Origin of the sequence: Erythrobacter neustonensis, from assembly GCF_001663175.1 — a bacterium.
Taxonomy (GTDB): Bacteria; Pseudomonadota; Alphaproteobacteria; order Sphingomonadales; family Sphingomonadaceae; genus Erythrobacter; species Erythrobacter neustonensis.
In genome coordinates, this window is sequence record NZ_CP016033.1 from 465,575 (window position 1) to 483,550 (window position 17,976).

Here is a 17,976-nt window from a genome sequence, read left to right on the forward strand (position 1 = left end):
GACATGAGGACGACGGCAATGTTCTTTGGAAAACCGCGAAGCCCTTCCGATGACTGGCACCGGCGCTTTCGCAAGCATCCTTAGAAAGGAGGTGATCCAGCCGCAGGTTCCCCTACGGCTACCTTGTTACGACTTCACCCCAGTCGCTGAACCCACCGTGGTCAGCTGCCTCCTTGCGGTTAGCGCACTGCCTTCGGGTGAATCCAACTCCCATGGTGTGACGGGCGGTGTGTACAAGGCCTGGGAACGTATTCACCGCGGCATGCTGATCCGCGATTACTAGCGATTCCGCCTTCATGCCCTCGAGTTGCAGAGGACAATCCGAACTGAGACATCTTTTGGAGATTAGCGCATCCTTGCGGAATAGCTGCCCACTGTAGATGCCATTGTAGCACGTGTGTAGCCCAGCCTGTAAGGGCCATGAGGACTTGACGTCATCCCCACCTTCCTCCGGCTTATCACCGGCAGTTTCCTTAAAGTGCCCAACTAAATGATGGCAACTAAGGACGAGGGTTGCGCTCGTTGCGGGACTTAACCCAACATCTCACGACACGAGCTGACGACAGCCATGCAGCACCTGTCACTAGGTCCCCGAAGGGAAGAAATCTGTCTCCAGAAGTCGTCCTAGGATGTCAAAGGCTGGTAAGGTTCTGCGCGTTGCTTCGAATTAAACCACATGCTCCACCGCTTGTGCAGGCCCCCGTCAATTCCTTTGAGTTTTAATCTTGCGACCGTACTCCCCAGGCGGATAACTTAATGCGTTAGCTGCGCCACCCAAACTCTATGAGCCCGGACAGCTAGTTATCATCGTTTACGGCGTGGACTACCAGGGTATCTAATCCTGTTTGCTCCCCACGCTTTCGCACCTCAGCGTCAATACTTGTCCAGCGAGTCGCCTTCGCCACTGGTGTTCTTCCGAATATCTACGAATTTCACCTCTACACTCGGAATTCCACTCGCCTCTCCAAGATTCTAGCTTCCCAGTTTCAAGGGCAGTTCCGGGGTTGAGCCCCGGGATTTCACCCCTGACTTAAAAAGCCGCCTACGTGCGCTTTACGCCCAGTAATTCCGAACAACGCTAGCTCCCTCCGTATTACCGCGGCTGCTGGCACGGAGTTAGCCGGAGCTTATTCTCCAGGTACTGTCATTATCATCCCTGGTAAAAGAGCTTTACAACCCTAAGGCCTTCATCACTCACGCGGCATTGCTGGATCAGGCTTTCGCCCATTGTCCAATATTCCCCACTGCTGCCTCCCGTAGGAGTCTGGGCCGTGTCTCAGTCCCAGTGTGGCTGATCATCCTCTCAGACCAGCTAAAGATCGTCGCCTTGGTAGGCCTTTACCCCACCAACTAGCTAATCTTACGCGGGCCCATCTAAAGGCGATAAATCTTTGGTCCGAAGACATTATCCGGTATTAGCTCAAATTTCTCTGAGTTATTCCGAACCTAAAGGCAGGTTCCCACGCGTTACGCACCCGTGCGCCACTAGACCCGAAGGTCTCGTTCGACTTGCATGTGTTAGGCATGCCGCCAGCGTTCGTTCTGAGCCAGGATCAAACTCTCAAGTTGTGTCACACACCAAACCAGCACGGGATAAATCCCGCCAACCAGTCCGGCATGAGCTGCAAGGAGCCAATACCTGCACTGTCAAACGTAATGGATACGAATGAACATGCTTGACATCTGCCCAGCCGTGGTGGCCGAACAAACGTGGCATCGGCTTAGTTAACCGGTACCCGGAGCCTTGAGGTCCCCGGACCGGGCGCCGTCGCCCACATGTCCCTTCATCAAAAACCAACAATGTCAAAGAACCACCAGACAGTAATAGCGGACAGCGCTTGGTTCCCCGATTTATCACCGAGGGACCGGCTATCCTAAGCTGTTGGCGACCGTCAGTGGCGGTGATGGTGGAAGCCGTCAGCGCCGCGTCGGTGGAGCCCATCTATGCGGGGTCGGCCGTCCCGTCAACGGCTTTTTGCAATTTTGTTTCAACGGCGCGCAAGAACCGCAGAATTCCGCGGTTTTTGTCCAACAAAAATCTGACCAGCGGCCCTGCGACCACCAGCAAATTGCACTTTCCGGACGGCGAATCTGTGCCTGAGGCGTGGTTCCCGGCAGATTCGTCGCCCGATTGAACGCCGAATCCACGTCGTGATGTCCGTTGGAACCGGGAATCGGTCGCTTTGTTCCCCCATCCCGATCGTGGCGCAGCTGCTGCATGCCTCCCATGTTCGTCATTCCCCTTGCCCCCTCGAACACGGGTCTCCGCTACCTTGCGGGAGAGTGCCGCGGTGCCCACATCGCAGCCCATGCCACCAGAAACCGCTTCTTCCGCCCCCGCCTCCTCCCCCGGAAACAAGGGAGGCGCGCGCGAGATGGAGAGTTGGCCGACGCTCAAGCGATTTCTCCCTTATCTCTGGCCCAAGGATAATCCGGGCCTGCGCATCCGCATTGCGATCGCGATGGCGCTGGTGCTGGGCGCGAAGGCGATCACGCTGGCCCTGCCGTTCGCCTACAAGGGCGCGGTCGATGCGATGAGCGGCACCGCGCGCGAAGGCGTCACGGTCGCACTCGCACTGGTGGCAGCCTATGCGCTGGGACGCTTTGCCTCGGTCGCGTTCGATAATCTGCGCAACATCGCCTTCGAGAGGGTCGGGCAGGTCGCCACCACGCATCTGGCCGAAGACGTGTTCCACCGCCTCCACCGCTTGTCCCTGCGCTTCCACCTTGCCCGCCGCACCGGCGAGGTCACCAAGATCATCGAGCGCGGAACCAAGAGCATCGACCAGATGCTGTATTTCCTGCTGTTCAACATCGCGCCAACGATCATCGAACTGATCGCGGTGGGGGTGATCTTCTATCTCAATTTCGGGATCGAGCTTGTTGCCGCCACGGCGGTTACCGTGATCGCCTATGTCTGGGTGACGCGCGCGATCACCGAATGGCGCACCAAGCTGCGGCGCGAGATGAACGACCTCGATGGCAAGGCGCTGCACCGCGCGGTCGATTCGCTGCTGAATTACGAGACGGTGAAATATTTCGGCGCCGAACACCGCGAGGAGGCGCGCTACAGCAACGCCGCGCGCGCCTATGCGGAAGCGGCGATCAAGTCCGAGAATTCGGTCGGTCTGCTCAATATGGCGCAGGCGCTGATCACCAATGCGCTGGTGGCCGCAGCGATGGCCTACACCGTATGGGGCTGGAGCACCGGCAGCCTGACCGTGGGCGATCTGGTGCTGGTGAACACCTACCTGATCCAGCTGTTCCGCCCATTGGATGTGCTGGGCTGGGTCTATCGCACGATCCGCCAGGGGCTGATCGACATGGCCGAGATGTTCCGGCTGATCGACACCGATATCGAGGTGAAGGACAAGCCCGGCGCGCCTGCGCTGATCGTCCGCCAGCCGGGTGTCGTGTTCGACAATGTGGTGTTCGGTTACGATCCGGGGCGCACGATCCTGAACGGGCTGTCCTTCGAGGTGCCGGCGGGCAGCACCACCGCGATCGTCGGGCCTTCGGGTGCGGGCAAGAGCACGATCGGACGGCTGCTCTTCCGGTTCTACGATCCGCTGTCGGGCCGCGTGCTGGTGGGCGGCGAGGACATCACGCAGGTGACGCAGGAAAGCGTGCGCGCCGCGATCGGGATCGTCCCGCAGGATTCGGTGCTGTTCAACGAGGATCTGGCCTACAATATCGGCTACGGCGCGGAAGGCGCGGATCAGGCGATGATCGAGCGCGCCGCGCGCGATGCCGCGCTTACCCCGCTGATCGACCGCCTGCCCGATCGTTTCGCGACGATGGTGGGCGAACGCGGACTGAAGCTGTCGGGCGGCGAGAAGCAGCGCGTCGCGATTGCGCGCACGCTGGTCAAGAACCCGCCCATCCTGTTGCTCGACGAAGCGACCAGCGCGCTCGATTCGCGCACCGAGCAGGAGATTCTCGCCACGCTGCGCCGGATCGCCGAGGGGCGCACCACGATCGCAATCGCGCACCGCTTGTCGACGATTGCGGATGCGGACAACATCCTCGTGCTCGACCACGGGCGCCTGGTGGAAAGCGGAACGCACAGCGCGCTGCTGGCAAGCCGCGGGCTTTATGCCGAGATGTGGGCGCGGCAGGCGAACGAGAACCGCGAGGAACTGCCGGTTGCCGAGGTCGCCGGATAGGCGCAGGCACGCGAAGCGGCGGCCGGACAGGTGATCCGGCCGCCGCTGCCGCATGTTCGCGCGGTTACAGGATATACTTGCTAAGGTCGGTGTTGCCGGCGAGCCCGGAGAGGCGCGCTTCGACATAGGCGGCATCGATCGTGATCGTTTCGCCCGTGTGATCCTCGGCCTCGAAGCTGATCTCCTCGAGCAGCCGCTCCATCACCGTCTGCAAGCGCCGCGCACCGATGTTTTCGACCCCGGCGTTCACCTGCGCCGCGATCCGCGCAATCGCGTGGACCGCATCATCGGTGAAATCGAGCGTCACCTGCTCGGTCCCCAGCAGCGCCTTGTATTGCGTCACCAGATTGGCGCGGGTCTCCGACAGGATGCGCACGAAATCGCCCTCGGTCAGCGCGCGCAGCTCGACGCGGATCGGCAGACGGCCCTGCAATTCGGGGAGCATGTCCGAAGGCTTGGCGACGTGGAACGCGCCGCTCGCGATGAACAGCACGTGGTCGGTCTTCATCGGACCGTATTTGGTGGCGACCGTGGTGCCTTCGATCAGCGGTAGGAGATCGCGCTGCACGCCCTCGCGGCTCACGCTCCCGCCGCGCACGTCGGAGACGGCGATCTTGTCGATCTCGTCGAGGAACACGATCCCGTTGGTTTCGGCATTGGCGAGCGCGGCGCGCGCCACATCGTCCTGATCGAGCCGCTTGTCGGCTTCCTCGTCGACCAGCCTGTCCCAGGCATCGGGAACGCGCAGCTTCTGGCGGCGGGTGTTCTTGCGGCCCAAGGCCTTGCCCATCATGTCGGAGAGATCGATCATCCCGATCTGCCCGCCCATCTGGCCCATGTCGAACGGAGCTGCGGGCGTGTCCTTGACTTCGATCTCGACTTCGACATCGTTCATCGCGTTCTGAACGATCCGCTGGCGGAAGCTTTCTCGGGTGGCTTCGGAGGCATTGTCGCCCACCAGCGCATTGAGCAGCCGATCCATCGCAGCTTGCGAAGCGGCCTCGCGCACAGCCTCGCGGCGGCGTTCCTTTTCCAGCCGGATCGCTTCTTCCACAAGGTCGCGCGCGATCTGTTCGACATCGCGGCCGACATAGCCGACCTCGGTGAACTTGGTCGCCTCGACCTTGATGAAGGGGGCTTCGGCGAGCTTCGCCAGCCGCCGGCTGATCTCGGTCTTGCCGCAGCCCGTGGGGCCGATCATCAGGATGTTCTTGGGCGTCACCTCGTCGCGTAGATCCGCGCCGAGGCGCTGCCGCCGCCAGCGGTTGCGCAAGGCAACTGCGACCGCGCGCTTGGCCTCGGCCTGACCGATGATGTGTTCGTCCAGTGCGGCGACGATCGCCTTGGGGGTGAGATTGTCCATGATGTGTCCGGGCAAGAAGGGAGAGGGGGTCAGACGGTCTCGACCGTCAGGTTGCCATTGGTGAAGACGCAGATGTCGGCGGCAACCGCCATCGCCTTCCTCGCGATGGTTTCGGCGTCGGCCTCGTAATCGGACAGCGCGCGCGCGGCGGCGAGCGCGAAGTGGCCGCCCGATCCGATCGCGGCGATATCGCCGATGGGTTCGAGCACGTCGCCATTGCCGGTCAGCACCAGCAGCGTTTCATGATCGGCAACGATCATCAAGGCTTCGAGATTGCGCAGATACTTGTCGGTGCGCCAGTCCTTGGCGAGCTCGACACAGGCGCGCATCAGCTGGCCCGAATATTGTTCGAGCTTCTTTTCGAGCCGTTCGAACAGGGTGAAGGCATCCGCGGTCGCGCCCGCAAATCCGGCAATGACCGAGCCATCGCCGATGCGGCGCACCTTGCGCGCGTTGGGTTTCATGACGGTGTTGCCCATCGACACCTGGCCATCGCCCGCGATGACCGTGGTGCCGCCGCGGCGGACGCCGATGATGGTGGTGCCGTGCCATTGCACGAGGCCGTGTGCGTTGTTCTCGCTGCTCATGCCCGCCAATATGGAGCGCACACAGACGGGTTCAAGCGGCCCGGATGCAGCCGGTCTGGCTTACTGCCCGTTCGGCCCAGCGCCCGGCGCGCCGCCGAGACCGGCCCCGCCGACCTGGCCGATATTGCCGAACAGGTCTTCGAGGAAACCGCGCTCGCGGCCCAGCGTCGGGGTCTTGTTGCCGTTGGGATCGAGGAACACGACCTCCTCGACACCGCTGCGCTTCACTTCGGCGACGCGGCCATTGGCATCGAAAGTCACCGCCAGCACCGAATGTTCACGGATGCGCGGGCGGTTGAAGGGGCGCTGGCCGGTGATGCTGGCCACGTAATACCAGGTCGGCGTGCCGAACTGGCTGGTGAAGGTCGGGCGGCCCAGCGTACCTTCGACCGACTGCTGGTTGTCGATCCGCGGCTGGATCGCTGCGGTCAGCGTGGGGTCGACGATATAGCCGCGCGATTCGCGGATCGAGGCGCAGCCCGGCAGCAGTGCCGCTGCCGCCAGCAGCACCATGCCTGCGCGCAAGCCGTGCTTGCCCGTGATCTTCGCGGCTGCCTGTGTCATCTGCGCCAAACCGTATCCGTCCTGTACCGTGCCGCGCACATTCGCGCTCTTGTCCCTTGGGCGAGGTGCTTTAAGGGGCTAGGCGCTGGCTTGCAACGCACCATATGGAATTGCCGTGGGCGCGCGGGGTTGAACCGCGGTTGAACGCATCTTCATCTCGTGCGTTGTCGTAAGCATGGGACGGCGCGCGCCGCCCCGCCCTGTTTGAACTTCCGCTGGCTCCACGAAAGGCCTTCTGCCCCATGTCCTTCCTGTCCCGCCTGCTCGGCACCGCTCCGGACCCGCGCGAAGGCGTGCGCCCCTTGTGGCACCGCGTGATCGAGCTGGCGCGCGACACCGCCTATTACACCGAATGCGGAGTGGCGGATTCGATCGCGGGCCGGTTCGACATGATCACCGCTGTCCTGAGCGCGGTGATGGTGCGGATCGAAGCCTCCGAGATGCGCGCCGAAAGCGCGCTGCTGGCCGAATTGTTCGTCGAGGACATGGATGGGCAATTGCGCGAATTCGGTGTCAACGATGTCGTCGTGGGCAAGCGGATCGGCAAGCTGATGAGCGTGCTCGGCGGACGGCTCGGCGCCTATCGCAGCGCGCTCAATGCCGGCGACATGGAGAAGCTGACCGGCGCGGTGGCGCGCAATGTCACCTTTGCCCCCGGTGTTGATGAACCTGTCGCGGCGGCTGCCGTCGCGGACCGATTGATGAAGCTGTTCCAGCGTCTGGGCCGGTTTTCCGATGCCGAAATGCTCAAAGCGAGTGCAATCTGGTGAGCGGGCCCCTGCCCCCTTCGGAGCTGCCGCGGATGATCAAGGCGCGCCCGCTGCCCGCAGAGCCTGTGTTGATCGAAGCCTCGCCCGAGGAGCTTAGCGCGCTGGCCGCGCGCTTCGGGCTCGGCGCGGTCGAGAGCCTGACCGCGACGGTCGCGCTCGACCAGCGGCCGCGTGCGATCCGCGCCACGGGCCGGCTGCACGCAAAAATCATGCAGCCCTGCGCGATCAGCGGGGAGGACTTCCCCGTCACCATCGACGAGCCGGTCGATCTGCGGTTCGTCGAGGAAAACCAGCGCGCCCCAACGCCCGACGAGGAAATCGAGCTCGAAGCGGATGACTGCGACGAGATCGGCTATGCGGGCGAGATGTTCGATCTGGGCGAAGCGATCGCGCAGACGCTGGGGCTCGCGATCGATCCCTATGCCGAAGGACCGGAAGCCGATACGGCAAGGGCTGCGGCGGGGATCGTGCAGGAAGGCGAGCAGCTTGGCCCGCTGGCCGATCTGCTCGCCGGGCTGAAAAAAGATTGATCGCACGGGGCGCGGGGCCGGTGTTTCACGTGAAACATGCGCCCTGATGCCATGCAAAAGGCCTCGTAAAGGGGCCTGAGAGGGGTCTGGAAGGGGTCTGACGGGGGTCAGGCACATGCCGAAAAACCCCGCCGATAGCTGTCCTTGCGATCAGAACGGAATGTCGTCGTCGAGATCGTCGTAACCGCCGCCGCCCGCCGGCGCGCCGCCGCCGAAGCCGCCGCCGCCCGAACCGCCGCCCTGATCCCAGCCGCCGCCGCCGCCAGCACCGCCGCCAGCACCGCCGCCATAGCCGCCCGCGCCGCCGCCCGAACGGCCACCGCCGCCGCCGTAGCTGCCCGAACCGCCGCCACCGCCGCCACCAGCACCGCCGCCCGGGCCGTCGAGCATGGTCAGCGTGCCGCCGAGGCCCTGGATCACGATTTCGGTCGAGTAGCGGTCAGCGCCGTTCTGGTCCTGCCACTTGCGGGTCTGCAGCTTGCCTTCGACAAAGACCTTGCTGCCCTTCTTCAGATAGCGTTCGACCACGCCGACCAGCCCTTCGGAGAAGATCGCGACAGTGTGCCACTCGGTCTTTTCCTTGCGCTCGCCCGTCTGGCGATCCTTCCATTGTTCGGAAGTGGCAATGCGCAGATTGGCGACCTTGCCGCCGTTGCCGAAGGTGCGGATTTCCGGGTCGGCGCCCAGATTGCCGATCAGCATGACCTTGTTGAGCGAACCCGCCATCGAAATACCCTTTTCGTCAATATCATGATCCCGCGCGGCCAAGGATGGCGCGCGAATCCGTGGGAGGCAATAGGGCAGACGGACGCGTCGCGCACCATCGCCGCTTACGCTTTTCACCCGTTCAGACGGCCTGCCCGAACGTCCCGCCGCAGCCTAGCGCGCAGGGTAGCGCAGCCGCCCCAGAAACCGTGTCAGGCTTGGCAGTTCGCGATCCGAATTCAGGAGTTGCGCCTTAGCCCTCTCGAACTTCATGATCCCGTCGATCCGGCGGTCGAGGAAGGCATAGGTGTCGGCCTTGCCCTCGCTATCGTCGTTCACGAACACCGCGAGCGTCGCGCTGTAGATCGCGCCCAGCATCGCGCGCTTGGTATAGTGGTTGTAATCGGTCGCAGTGTCGCCTGCCAGCCGCCACATCGCATCGGCCGATTGCCAGCCAAGCTGCAAGGCGCGCGCGGCGTTCTGCGGCTGCGCCATTACCGCCAATGCGCGGCGCACCGCTTCGTCGATATGCGCCACCGCTTCGAGCCGGAAGGCGACCAGCGTGCGGATGCGTTCGCGGATCTTCAGCGTCGCCAGCCGTTCGGCGGGCCATTCTGCCGCCATCGCCTGATCGACCGACGCGATCCACGCCGCGATCATGTCCATCGGGCGTGCGCGGGGGAAGGCGAGCCGGGCGATATCGGGATCGACCCCGGCCATGTCCGCCGCCGCCAGCAGCGCGGTTTCGTTCCAGCCGTCGAAAATCGCCGAAGCGGCGATGTCGGGTGCAAGCGCGACGCGCAGTTCATCGAGCGTCATGTCGGCAAAATCGGTGGGGGTTTCGGTCATGTCAGAAAGAAGGCCCGTAATCTTTCTTGGTTCCCGCGTCCTTGCGCTTGGCATCGGCGTTGACGAATTCCTGCCGCAGCATCGAATTGCCCGATTGCAGCTCCATGTAATCGCGCGCCGATCGGCCCGAATTGTCGTTGCGGTCGGGGTCCGCGCCCTTTTCGAGCAGCAGCCGCACCAGCGTGACATTGCGCAGGTGCACCGCGGCAATCAGCGGGGTCTCGCCCGTCTGGTCGGCGATATCGACGCTCGCCCCGCCCTTGATCAGCGCCTCGACGCCATCGGTGAAGCCGAGCGAGGTGGCCAGCTGCAACGGGGTCACCCCGCGCCGGTTGCGGATGTTCGCGTCCGCGCCGCGTTGCAGCAGGAAGCGCACCCACAACACGTCCGACCGCGCGACCACGATATGCAGCCCGGTATCGCCACTGCTGATATCGCGCGAATTGACGATCTGGTTGCCGGGTTTCGACAGCATGTCGGTCGCCGTGTCGCCATCGCGATCCTTGACCGCTTCGAGGAAGTTCGACCCTTCCGAGCGGAATTGCGCCGCCGCAGGCACGGTGAGTGCAATTGCGCTGGCAATCATGCCAATCCGCCCTAACTTGCGCACAACATCGAAGCCCACGGTTTGATCCTTTCGCATTACCTGCCACACCACCGGATGTGACACGGCGCAAGAAAGGCGCCGACACGCCCCTCGCAAGCGACCAGTTAGCAGAGCATGAACCGCATCAACAAGCCTTCCGCGATCCGTCTTGTCGCAATCCTCGCCGCGCTGGCAGTCTCGGCGTGCAATCCGGCCGCCCCGCCCGAAGAACCGCCGCTGGCGGGCGCTGCGATCGGCGGCGATTTCACGCTGACGGGCAGCAAGGGCCAGCCCGTGCGCTGGAGCGATTTTGCGGGCAAATACCGCGTGGTCTATTTCGGCTACACCTTCTGCCCCGACGTCTGCCCGACCGACATGCAGCGCGTGGCGCAAGGGTTGAAGGTGCTCAAGGCCAAGGACCCGGATGCCGCCGGCAAAATCGTGCCGATCTTCATCACGCTTGACCCTGCGCGCGATACGCAGGCGGTGGTGGGCGAATTTGCCGCCGCTTTCTCACCCGATATCGTCGGGCTGACCGGCACCCCCGAACAGATCGACGCGGTCGCCAAGGCTTTCAAGGTCTATTACGCGCGCGGCGAGGATCAGCCGGGCGGCGGCTATCTGGTCGATCATTCGAACGTCACCTACCTGTTCGGCCCCGACGGCGCGCCGATCGCGACGCTGCCGACCGACAAGGGCGCAGACGCGGTCGCAGCGGAGCTGGCGCGATGGGTGAACTGAGAGCGCAATTCTGGGAGCTGCCGCTGCGCGACCTGACCCGCGCCGAGTGGGAGGCATTGTGCGACGGCTGCGGGCGGTGCTGCCTGCACAAGCTGGAGGACGAGGATACCGGCGAGGTGGTCGACACCAACATCGCCTGCCGCCTGCTCGATACCGGCACCGCGCAATGTTCGGACTATCGCAACCGCAAGGCTTTCGTCCCCGATTGCCTGCGGCTGACGCTCAGGATCGTCGAGCAGGTGACCTGGCTGCCGCAGACCTGCGCGTATCGCCTGCGCGCCGAGGGGCAGCCCTTGCAGGGCTGGCATTACCTGCTCTCGGGTGACCGCGATGCGGTGCGCCGCGCGGGCGTTTCGGTGGTCGGCCGGGTGGTGAACGAAATCGACGCCGGGCCGATGGAGCATCACATCACCCAGTGGCCGCAACCGCGCAAGGATTGGGAGCGCGAGCCGTGATCGACTGGCTGCGCGGTGCCTCGGTGAAAAAGCCGCTCGACCCCGAGATCGAGCTTGGCGGAACGCGCGTGCCGATCGTGCTGAAACGGATGCGCCATGCGCGGCGGCTGACGCTCAGGCTCGCGCCCGATGGCAGCGAAGTCAGGATCACGCTGCCATCTTGGGCTGAAGGGCGCGAGGCGCTGGCCTTTGTCCATTCGCGCGCAGGGTGGCTCGCCGAACAGCACGCCAAGCTGCCGCGCCGCGCCGCGCCGCAACCGGGCGGCGAGGTGCGCTACCGCGGGCGATCCTTGCGGATCGTGTGGGACACGCGGGCGCCGCGCCGCCCGGTGGTGGAGGGCGACACGCTCAAGGTCGGCGGGCCGCAGGCGGGGCTGGAGACGCGGCTGAAACGCTGGCTGGAGGGCGAGGCGCTCGCGCTCGCCGAGGCGGACATGCGCGATTATTGCGGTATCGCGGGGCTCGATCCGGTCGCGATGGGGCTGACCCGCGCGCAGAAACGCTGGGGATCGTGTTCGGAAAAGAACCGCATCCGGATCAACTGGCGGCTGGTGCAGGCGCCCGATTTCGTGCGGCGCTCGGTGGTCGCGCACGAGGTCGCACATCTGGTCCATTTCGACCATTCGCCCGCGTTCCACGCGCTGCTGGCGCAGATCTTCGAAGGCGAGATCGCTGCGGCCGACCGCTGGCTGAAGGAGCATGGGCGCAGCCTTTACGCCGCGTTCGGCTGAAGCCTGCCCCTTCCCCCTCGGGCTTGCGCGCTCTATATTGGGGCCATGCGCATCATCCCCTCCCGCTTCAATCCCGCCAGCGGCTTTGCCGATTTCTGGAACGAGATCCGCCGCCCGCAGCCCTATCGCTGGCCGATCCTGTTCGTCTCGGCGTTGCCTGCGGCCTTCATGGTGTGGTGGGGGATGAACAGCACGGTCTATGGCGAGCCCGAGCGTCCGACGATCGAATATATCACCGACCTCGACCCGGCCCGTTCCGATGCCGAGATCATGGCCGAGAACCGCGCGAACCAGGAAATCAAGGACTTGCGCGCGGCCGAGGAAGCGCGGATCGCGGAGGAAAAGCGCAACATGTACAAGGCGCTGGGCAAGGCATCGGGGATGGATGTCGAGGCGATCGAGCGCAAGGCCGCTGCCGAGCGCGCGGCCGAGGAAGCCGCCGCGCAAAAGCGCCGCGCCCAAGCCGCAGCGGGCGCCGGACAATAGCGATAATCCCGCCGCCATCCGACCACGCGTGGATGGCCGCCGCCGCCCGGCTGGCCGGCCGCGCGCGGCCGCTTGCGCGCCCCAACCCGGGTGTCGGGGCGCTGGTGGTGGTCGACGATCGCGTGATCGCGCGCGGGTGGACGCAAGCCGGCGGACGCCCCCATGCCGAAGCTGTCGCGCTGGCGGGGCTCTCGCCCGAGGCATTGGCGGTCGCCACGCTTTACGTCACGTTGGAGCCTTGCGCGCATCACAGCGACCGCGGGCCCGCCTGCACCGACCTGATCCTCGCCGACACGCCGCAGCGCGTGGTGATCGGCCAGATCGACCCCGATCCGCGCACCGCCGGTCAGGGGATGAAGCGATTGCAGGCCGCCGGTATTGCCGTGTCGCTGCTGAATGATGCGGCCTCCGCCGACAGCCTGCGCGGGTTCCTGACCCGCCAGCGCGAAGGCCGTCCGTGGGTGACGCTCAAGCTCGCGACTTCGCTCGATGGCTGCATTGCGCTTGCCGATGGCACCAGCCGGTGGATCACCGGCGACGCAGCACGCGCGCATGTCCATGCGCAGCGCGCGCGGGCCGATGCGATTCTGGTGGGCGGCGGCACATGGCGCGCCGATGCCCCGCGGCTCGACGTGCGGTTGCCGGGGCTGGAAGCGCGTTCGCCCACCCGCGTGGTGCTGACCCGCGCAGCCGCGCCCGAGGGCACCACGGGGATCCCTGCGCCCGAAGCCATCGCCGCGCTGGAAGGCGTGTCCTACCTCTATGTCGAAGGCGGCGCCGAAACCGCCGCGGCGTTTCTTGCTGCCGATCTGGTCGACGAGCTTCATCTCTACACCGCGCCGATCGTGATCGGTGACGGCAAGCGTGCGGTCGGCGCGCTGGGGCTCGCGGGGCTGGCCGAGGCGCATGACCGCTGGGACTTGCGCGAGCGCCGCCAGCTTGGCAGCGACAGCTTCGCCGCCTATTGGCGCACCCGCTAAACCCGCAAAGGAACCGCACGCCCATGTTCACCGGCATCGTCACCGCCATCGGCACCATCGCCGCCGCCGAACAGCGCGGCGACCTTCGCCTGCGGATCACCGCCCCGCTCGATCCGGCGCGGATCGACATCGGCGCATCGATCGCGTGTTCGGGCGTGTGCCTGACCGTGGTGGAGCGCGGCGGCGCGGCGGGCGATGCGTGGTTCGATGTCGACCTGTCGGGCGAATCGGTCAGCCGCACCGTGCCCGGCATGTGGAACGCAGGACAGCAGCTCAATATCGAGCCGTCCTTGCGGCTGGGCGACGAACTTGGCGGGCATATCGTCACCGGCCATGTCGATTCAGTGGGCGAAGTGGTCAAAGTCTCCCGCGCCGGCGACAGCTGGCAGATCGCGATCCGCGCGCGCGCCGACATGGCGCCGTTCATTGCCGAAAAGGGATCGATCACGGTCAACGGCGTGTCGCTGACGGTCAACGACGTGCGCGACCGGCCCGATGGCACCTGCGACTTCCTGCTCAACATCATCCCGCACACCGCTTCGGTCACGACGCTGGGCCAGCTTGCCGAAGGCGACGCGGTCAATCTCGAGATCGACGTGCTCGCCCGCTATCTGAAGCGCATGCAAAGCCTCGCCCCGATGCGCTGACCCCGCGGCGCGCTCGCCTGCGCGCAGCAAATTCTTAAGGATGTTTGCCTAAGCCTGCCGCAGCGGAAATGCGCGCTGGCTGCGCGCGTGCTGCGGCAAGCGGGGCAGAATCCATGAACATGCATTCTTCGGCGATGATCGACATGCTGGCGCAGCCTGCGCGCGCCGCGTCCGTCCCTGCCGCCGCCCCCGCATCCGCAGCGCGTTACCTGCACGGGCCGGTTGCCGATTTTCTGCTTCTGGGCGGCAGTTCGCTGCTGCTGCTGCCGCTCCTGTTCCTGTTTCCCGCGGCCGAGATCAAAGTGCAGGTCGCAGCCGCGATGCTGCTGCTCTCGAACGTGCTGAACCACCCGCATTTCGCGCATAGCTACCAGATCTTCTATCGCGGTTACCGCGCCAAGGCATTCGGCCCCGCACTGGGCCGCGAAATGCGCGCGCGCTACCTGTTTGCCGGGCTGATCGCGCCGGTGCTGCTGGCAGGCTTCCTTGCCTATGGCGCGCTGGCCGCGGATATGCGGCTGCTGGGATACGGCGCCAACCTGATGGCGCTGGCGGTGGGCTGGCATTACACAAAGCAGGGCTATGGCATGCTGATGGTCGATGCCGCGCTCAAACGCCGGTTCTTCGATGACCGGACCAAGCAGATCCTGCTCGCCAACTGCTATGCCGTGTGGCTGGCCGCGTGGACCAATCTCAACGTCAGCATCGCCGCCGAGGATCTGTGGGGGCTGGCCTATTACAGCTTTGCCGTGCCCCAGCCCTTGCACATCCTCGCCAATGCCGCCGCCGCGATCACGACCGCGGCCTCTATCCTTGCGGTCGCGCTGCACTGGAAAGCGAAAGGCACGCTGCCGGTGAACGGGATGGTCGCCTATCTGGTAAGCATCTACCTGTGGCTGTTGTTCGTGAACATCAACCCGGTCTGGGGGTTCGTGGTGCCGGCACTCCATTCGCTGCAATATCTGGCGGTGGTGTGGCGCTATCAGCTCAATTACGAGAAGGCGCAGCTCGGATCGGAGGATTTCCGCAAGGGATCGCTCGCCCGCGCACTGTTCGGCGACAATCCGCGCGGACACATGGCAGTGTTCGTGCTGACCGGCGCGGCGCTGGGCTTCCTCGGGTTCTGGGGCATCCCGATGCTTGCCGACCAATGGGTGCCTTACGATCGGCAGGCGATTGCGGGCGCGCTGTTCCTGTTCGTGTTCTGGGTGTTTCTCAACGTCCACCACTACCTGCTCGACAGCGTGATGTGGCGGCGCGAGAACCCCGATACGCGCGCCTACCTGTTCGGCTGAGGCGCGCCCGGTTCGGCCTCCTGTGCCGCCTTCCAGTCGCGCTTGATCTTCTTGGCAAGGCTCCACTTGTGGACTTCGGTGGGGCCGTCATAGATCCGGAAGGCGCGCACTTCGCGGAACACCTGCGCGACGATCGTATCGTCGGTCACCCCGGTGCCGCCCATCACCTGCACGCAGCGATCCGCCACGCGCATCAGCGCCTCGGACACCGCGACCTTCGCCATCGAGCTTTCCGCCGTGCCCAATGATCCGCTGTCGAGCACGCCCGCGCACCAGTCGATCATCAATTCGGCCTGTTTCAGATCGATCAGGTTTTCCGCCAGCATGAAGCCCACGCCTTCGTGGTCGACCAGCGGCTTGCCGAAAGCGTGGCGGCGGCAGGCGTAATCGGCGGCGATCTCGTGCGATCGGATGCACGCGCCCAGCCAGCGCATGCAGTGCGACAGCCGTGCGGGCGCAAGCCGGACCTGCGCATAGCGGAAGCCTTCGCCCGCCTGGCCGAGCATCTGGTCGGCAGGCACGCGCAGATTGTCGATCCTGACCACCGCATGGCCGCCGGGCATCGAGCTGTCGATGGTATTGGGAACGCGTTCGATCCGGATTGCAGGATCAGGCAGATCGACGAGGAACAGGCACGCGCCCTCGTCCGCCTTGGCCATCACGATCCCGACGCCCGCGCCGTCCGCCCCGGTGATGAAGGCCTTGCGCCCGTTGATCACCCAGTGGTTGCCATCAGGATGGCAGGTGGTCTGCATCATCGACGGGTCCGAGCCCGCCCCGCCATCGGCAGCGGGTTCGGTCATGAAGAACGCCGAGCGCGCGCGGCCCTCGACCAGCGGCGCAAGGAAGCGCGCCTTGATTTCGGGGCTGCCGACCTTGCCGAGCAGATACATGTTGCCCTCGTCGGGCGCGGCGGTGTTGAGCGCGGGCGGCCCCAGCGGCGATAGGCCCGTGGCGCGCAGCACGATCGCGGTTTCGGCCTGCGTCAGGTGGCGGCCATCGGGCAGGATATGCGGGGTGAGGAGGCCTGCGGCGCGCGCCTTGTCCTTCATCTCCGCAATCAATTCGTCGGTCGGGCAATCGTGATGGTCGCGCCGCGGATCGGTTTCGTAAGGCACGATCGTCTCGCGCACGAAGGCTTCGACCCGCGCGGCAAGTTCGTGCGCGGCCGCAATGCCGATGCCGCTCATGGGAACACCGCTGCGGCGATGATGGAGCTCTGGCGGATATCGGTCATGCGCGGCGCTTTCCTGCTGGCGTTACGTTGCCAGCCTTGTCGCGCGTTCGGCCGCGCAGGGCGACCCCCGAATTTGGGGGGCGCCCCCGGTCAGACCGCGACGGCGGCGAGTGCAGCGATGAACTTGGGCAGGTTGGCGTGGGTGAGCCCGGCAATGTTGATCCGGCCCGATGCAGCCATGTAGATCCCGTGATCCTCACGCAAGGCGGCGACCTCGTCCTTGGTGACCGGCAGCATCGAAAACAACCCGTTCTGGTGACCCAGCGGGGCAAGGTCGATCCGGCCCGCACGGCCCGCCTTGGCCAGCGCATCGCGCACGCCGCGCATCCGGGCGCGCATGTCGTCAAGCTCGGCCAGCCATTGCTTGGTCATGTCCGCATCGCGCAGGATGATCCGCACCGCTGCGCCGCCGTGATCGGGCGGCATCGACCATGCCGCGCGCGCCAGCGCATTGGCGTTCGAAAAGGCGGTGTCGAGCGCGCCTTTCTCACCCGCCAGCACATAGAACGCGCCCACGCGGTCGCGGTACTGGCCGAAATTCTTGTCGCACGAATAGGCGACGAAAGCTTCTGGCACCTTGGCCAGCACCCCGCGCATCCCCGCTGCGTCCTCTTCCATCCCCGCACCCAGCCCCTGATAGGCGGCATCGATGATCGGGAAGGTGCCGCTGGCGGCGAAGGCATCGGCAATCGCAGCCCATTGGTCGGCGGTGTAATCGATCCCGGTGGGGTTGTGGCAGCAGGCGTGGAGCAACACCGCCTCGCCCGCGCCCGCGCCATTGATCGCGGCGAGCACCGCGTCGAGATCGGCGGTGCCGTCCGCCTTGGCGTGATCGAAGGGCGCCAGCTCCATCCCCAGATCGGCAAGGATCTGCGCGTGGTTGGGCCAGCTCGGCACGCCCATGTGCACGCGGGTGACCCCGGCCTTCTGCGCCAGCGCGAGCGCAAGACGCACCGCGCCCGTGCCGCCCGGGGTCTGCATCCCCTGGATCCGTCCGCCCATCGTGGCGTCCTTGCCGAAGATGTAAGGCATCAGCGCGTTGACGAAGCCCATGTCGCCTTCGGGGCCGAGATAGGATTTGCTTTCCTGGCTATCGACCAGCGCCTGTTCGGCCGCCTTGATCGCGGCGAACACCGGGGTCGCGCCGTCCTCGGTCCGGTAGACCCCCACGCCAAGGTCGATCTTGTCCTCGCGCGGGTCGGCGGCGTGGAGGCGGATCAGGGCGAGCAGGGCATCGGGTGCCTGGGGGCTGAGTCGGTCGAGCATGCCCGCGCGCATGGCGTG

Annotated in this window: 19 protein-coding genes and 1 rRNA gene; 11 read left to right on the forward strand and 9 right to left on the reverse strand. The window is 65.3% G+C overall.

All coding sequences use genetic code 11. The features are described 5' to 3' along the window. Positions 1-84 precede the first annotated feature (84 nt). Positions 85-1,569 (reverse strand): 16S ribosomal RNA (locus A9D12_RS02225). 326 nt (positions 1,570-1,895) lie between these two features. On the opposite strand from A9D12_RS02225, the gene A9D12_RS02230 reads away from it, so the two are divergent. Together A9D12_RS02230 and A9D12_RS02235 are read left to right on the forward strand one after the other, a co-directional pair. Further along, positions 1,896-2,135: a hypothetical protein gene (locus A9D12_RS02230; RefSeq protein WP_156522774.1), complete on the forward strand. Its 240-nt coding sequence runs from the start codon at positions 1,896-1,898 to the stop codon at positions 2,133-2,135. 174 nt (positions 2,136-2,309) lie between these two features. After that, positions 2,310-4,166, forward strand: coding sequence for an ABCB family ABC transporter ATP-binding protein/permease (locus A9D12_RS02235; protein ID WP_068349392.1), 1,857 nt, complete (start codon positions 2,310-2,312; stop codon positions 4,164-4,166). A 64-nt stretch (positions 4,167-4,230) separates the two neighbouring features. On the opposite strand, the gene hslU is transcribed toward A9D12_RS02235, so the two are convergent. Genes hslU through A9D12_RS02250 form a run of 3 tightly spaced genes read right to left on the reverse strand, consistent with a single transcriptional unit; the run spans position 4,231 to position 6,629 of the window. Further along, positions 4,231-5,532, reverse strand: a complete 1,302-nt coding sequence (gene hslU / locus A9D12_RS02240) for an ATP-dependent protease ATPase subunit HslU (RefSeq protein ID WP_068353448.1) — start codon at positions 5,530-5,532, stop codon at positions 4,231-4,233. Between the two features lie 26 nt (positions 5,533-5,558). Further along, positions 5,559-6,116 carry an ATP-dependent protease subunit HslV gene (gene hslV / locus A9D12_RS02245; protein WP_068349394.1) on the reverse strand — a complete coding sequence of 186 codons (558 nt, stop codon included), beginning with the start codon at positions 6,114-6,116 and terminating at the stop codon, positions 5,559-5,561. A 60-nt stretch (positions 6,117-6,176) separates the two neighbouring features. Continuing rightward, positions 6,177-6,629, reverse strand: a complete 453-nt coding sequence (locus A9D12_RS02250; protein WP_068353451.1) for an outer membrane protein assembly factor BamE — start codon at positions 6,627-6,629, stop codon at positions 6,177-6,179. 293 nt (positions 6,630-6,922) lie between these two features. On the opposite strand from A9D12_RS02250, the gene A9D12_RS02255 reads away from it, so the two are divergent. Further along, entirely contained in the window at positions 6,923-7,450 is a 528-nt protein-coding gene (locus tag A9D12_RS02255) for a ubiquinol-cytochrome C chaperone family protein (RefSeq protein ID WP_068349397.1), read from the forward strand. Then, positions 7,447-7,980, forward strand: a complete 534-nt coding sequence (locus tag A9D12_RS02260) for a YceD family protein (RefSeq protein ID WP_082925339.1) — start codon at positions 7,447-7,449, stop codon at positions 7,978-7,980. Before A9D12_RS02255 ends, A9D12_RS02260 begins: the two co-directional genes overlap by 4 nt. A 150-nt stretch (positions 7,981-8,130) precedes the next feature. On the opposite strand, the gene ssb is transcribed toward A9D12_RS02260, so the two are convergent. The 3 genes from ssb to A9D12_RS02275 all read right to left on the reverse strand — a co-directional run bounded on the left by ssb (position 8,131) and on the right by A9D12_RS02275 (position 10,120). After that, the gene (ssb, locus tag A9D12_RS02265; protein ID WP_068353457.1) at positions 8,131-8,706 is read right to left on the reverse strand and encodes a single-stranded DNA-binding protein; all 576 of its coding nucleotides are present in this window, start codon (positions 8,704-8,706) and stop codon (positions 8,131-8,133) included. Positions 8,707-8,859: 153 nt separating this feature from the next. Then, the gene (locus tag A9D12_RS02270; protein ID WP_068349399.1) at positions 8,860-9,534 is read right to left on the reverse strand and encodes a COQ9 family protein; all 675 of its coding nucleotides are present in this window, start codon (positions 9,532-9,534) and stop codon (positions 8,860-8,862) included. A 1-nt stretch (position 9,535) separates the two neighbouring features. Beyond that, positions 9,536-10,120: an ankyrin repeat domain-containing protein gene (locus tag A9D12_RS02275; RefSeq protein ID WP_068353461.1), complete on the reverse strand. Its 585-nt coding sequence runs from the start codon at positions 10,118-10,120 to the stop codon at positions 9,536-9,538. A 135-nt stretch (positions 10,121-10,255) separates the two neighbouring features. On the opposite strand from A9D12_RS02275, the gene A9D12_RS02280 reads away from it, so the two are divergent. From A9D12_RS02280 to A9D12_RS02310, 7 genes are all read left to right on the forward strand, one after another. Beyond that, complete coding sequence (locus tag A9D12_RS02280) at positions 10,256-10,861, forward strand: SCO family protein (RefSeq protein WP_068349400.1); 606 nt, start codon at positions 10,256-10,258, stop codon at positions 10,859-10,861. Further along, complete coding sequence (locus tag A9D12_RS02285) at positions 10,849-11,316, forward strand: YcgN family cysteine cluster protein (RefSeq protein ID WP_068349403.1); 468 nt, start codon at positions 10,849-10,851, stop codon at positions 11,314-11,316. Before A9D12_RS02280 ends, A9D12_RS02285 begins: the two co-directional genes overlap by 13 nt. After that, complete coding sequence (locus tag A9D12_RS02290; RefSeq protein WP_068349405.1) at positions 11,313-12,047, forward strand: M48 family metallopeptidase; 735 nt, start codon at positions 11,313-11,315, stop codon at positions 12,045-12,047. The genes A9D12_RS02285 and A9D12_RS02290 overlap by 4 nt, the downstream gene beginning before the upstream one ends. A 45-nt stretch (positions 12,048-12,092) precedes the next feature. Continuing rightward, positions 12,093-12,533, forward strand: a complete 441-nt coding sequence (locus A9D12_RS02295) for a hypothetical protein (RefSeq protein ID WP_068349407.1) — start codon at positions 12,093-12,095, stop codon at positions 12,531-12,533. A 32-nt stretch (positions 12,534-12,565) separates the two neighbouring features. Next, positions 12,566-13,513, forward strand: a complete 948-nt coding sequence (gene ribD / locus A9D12_RS02300; protein WP_068349410.1) for a bifunctional diaminohydroxyphosphoribosylaminopyrimidine deaminase/5-amino-6-(5-phosphoribosylamino)uracil reductase RibD — start codon at positions 12,566-12,568, stop codon at positions 13,511-13,513. Positions 13,514-13,536: 23 nt separating this feature from the next. Then, positions 13,537-14,160 carry a riboflavin synthase gene (locus tag A9D12_RS02305; protein ID WP_068349412.1) on the forward strand — a complete coding sequence of 208 codons (624 nt, stop codon included), beginning with the start codon at positions 13,537-13,539 and terminating at the stop codon, positions 14,158-14,160. Positions 14,161-14,273: 113 nt separating this feature from the next. Further along, a complete protein-coding gene (locus A9D12_RS02310) occupies positions 14,274-15,455 on the forward strand; it encodes a hypothetical protein (protein ID WP_197489857.1) in 1,182 nt (393 codons plus the stop codon). On the opposite strand, the gene A9D12_RS02315 is transcribed toward A9D12_RS02310, so the two are convergent. Both A9D12_RS02315 and A9D12_RS02320 read right to left on the reverse strand, forming a co-directional pair. Next, positions 15,440-16,645: an acyl-CoA dehydrogenase family protein gene (locus tag A9D12_RS02315; RefSeq protein ID WP_068349414.1), complete on the reverse strand. Its 1,206-nt coding sequence runs from the start codon at positions 16,643-16,645 to the stop codon at positions 15,440-15,442. The two genes, A9D12_RS02310 and A9D12_RS02315, sit on opposite strands and share 16 nt — an antisense overlap. Before the next feature lie 137 nt (positions 16,646-16,782). Continuing rightward, on the reverse strand, positions 16,783-17,958 hold the full coding sequence (locus tag A9D12_RS02320) for an amino acid aminotransferase (protein ID WP_068353467.1): 1,176 nt from the start codon (positions 17,956-17,958) through the stop codon (positions 16,783-16,785). Positions 17,959-17,976: the final 18 nt, after the last annotated feature.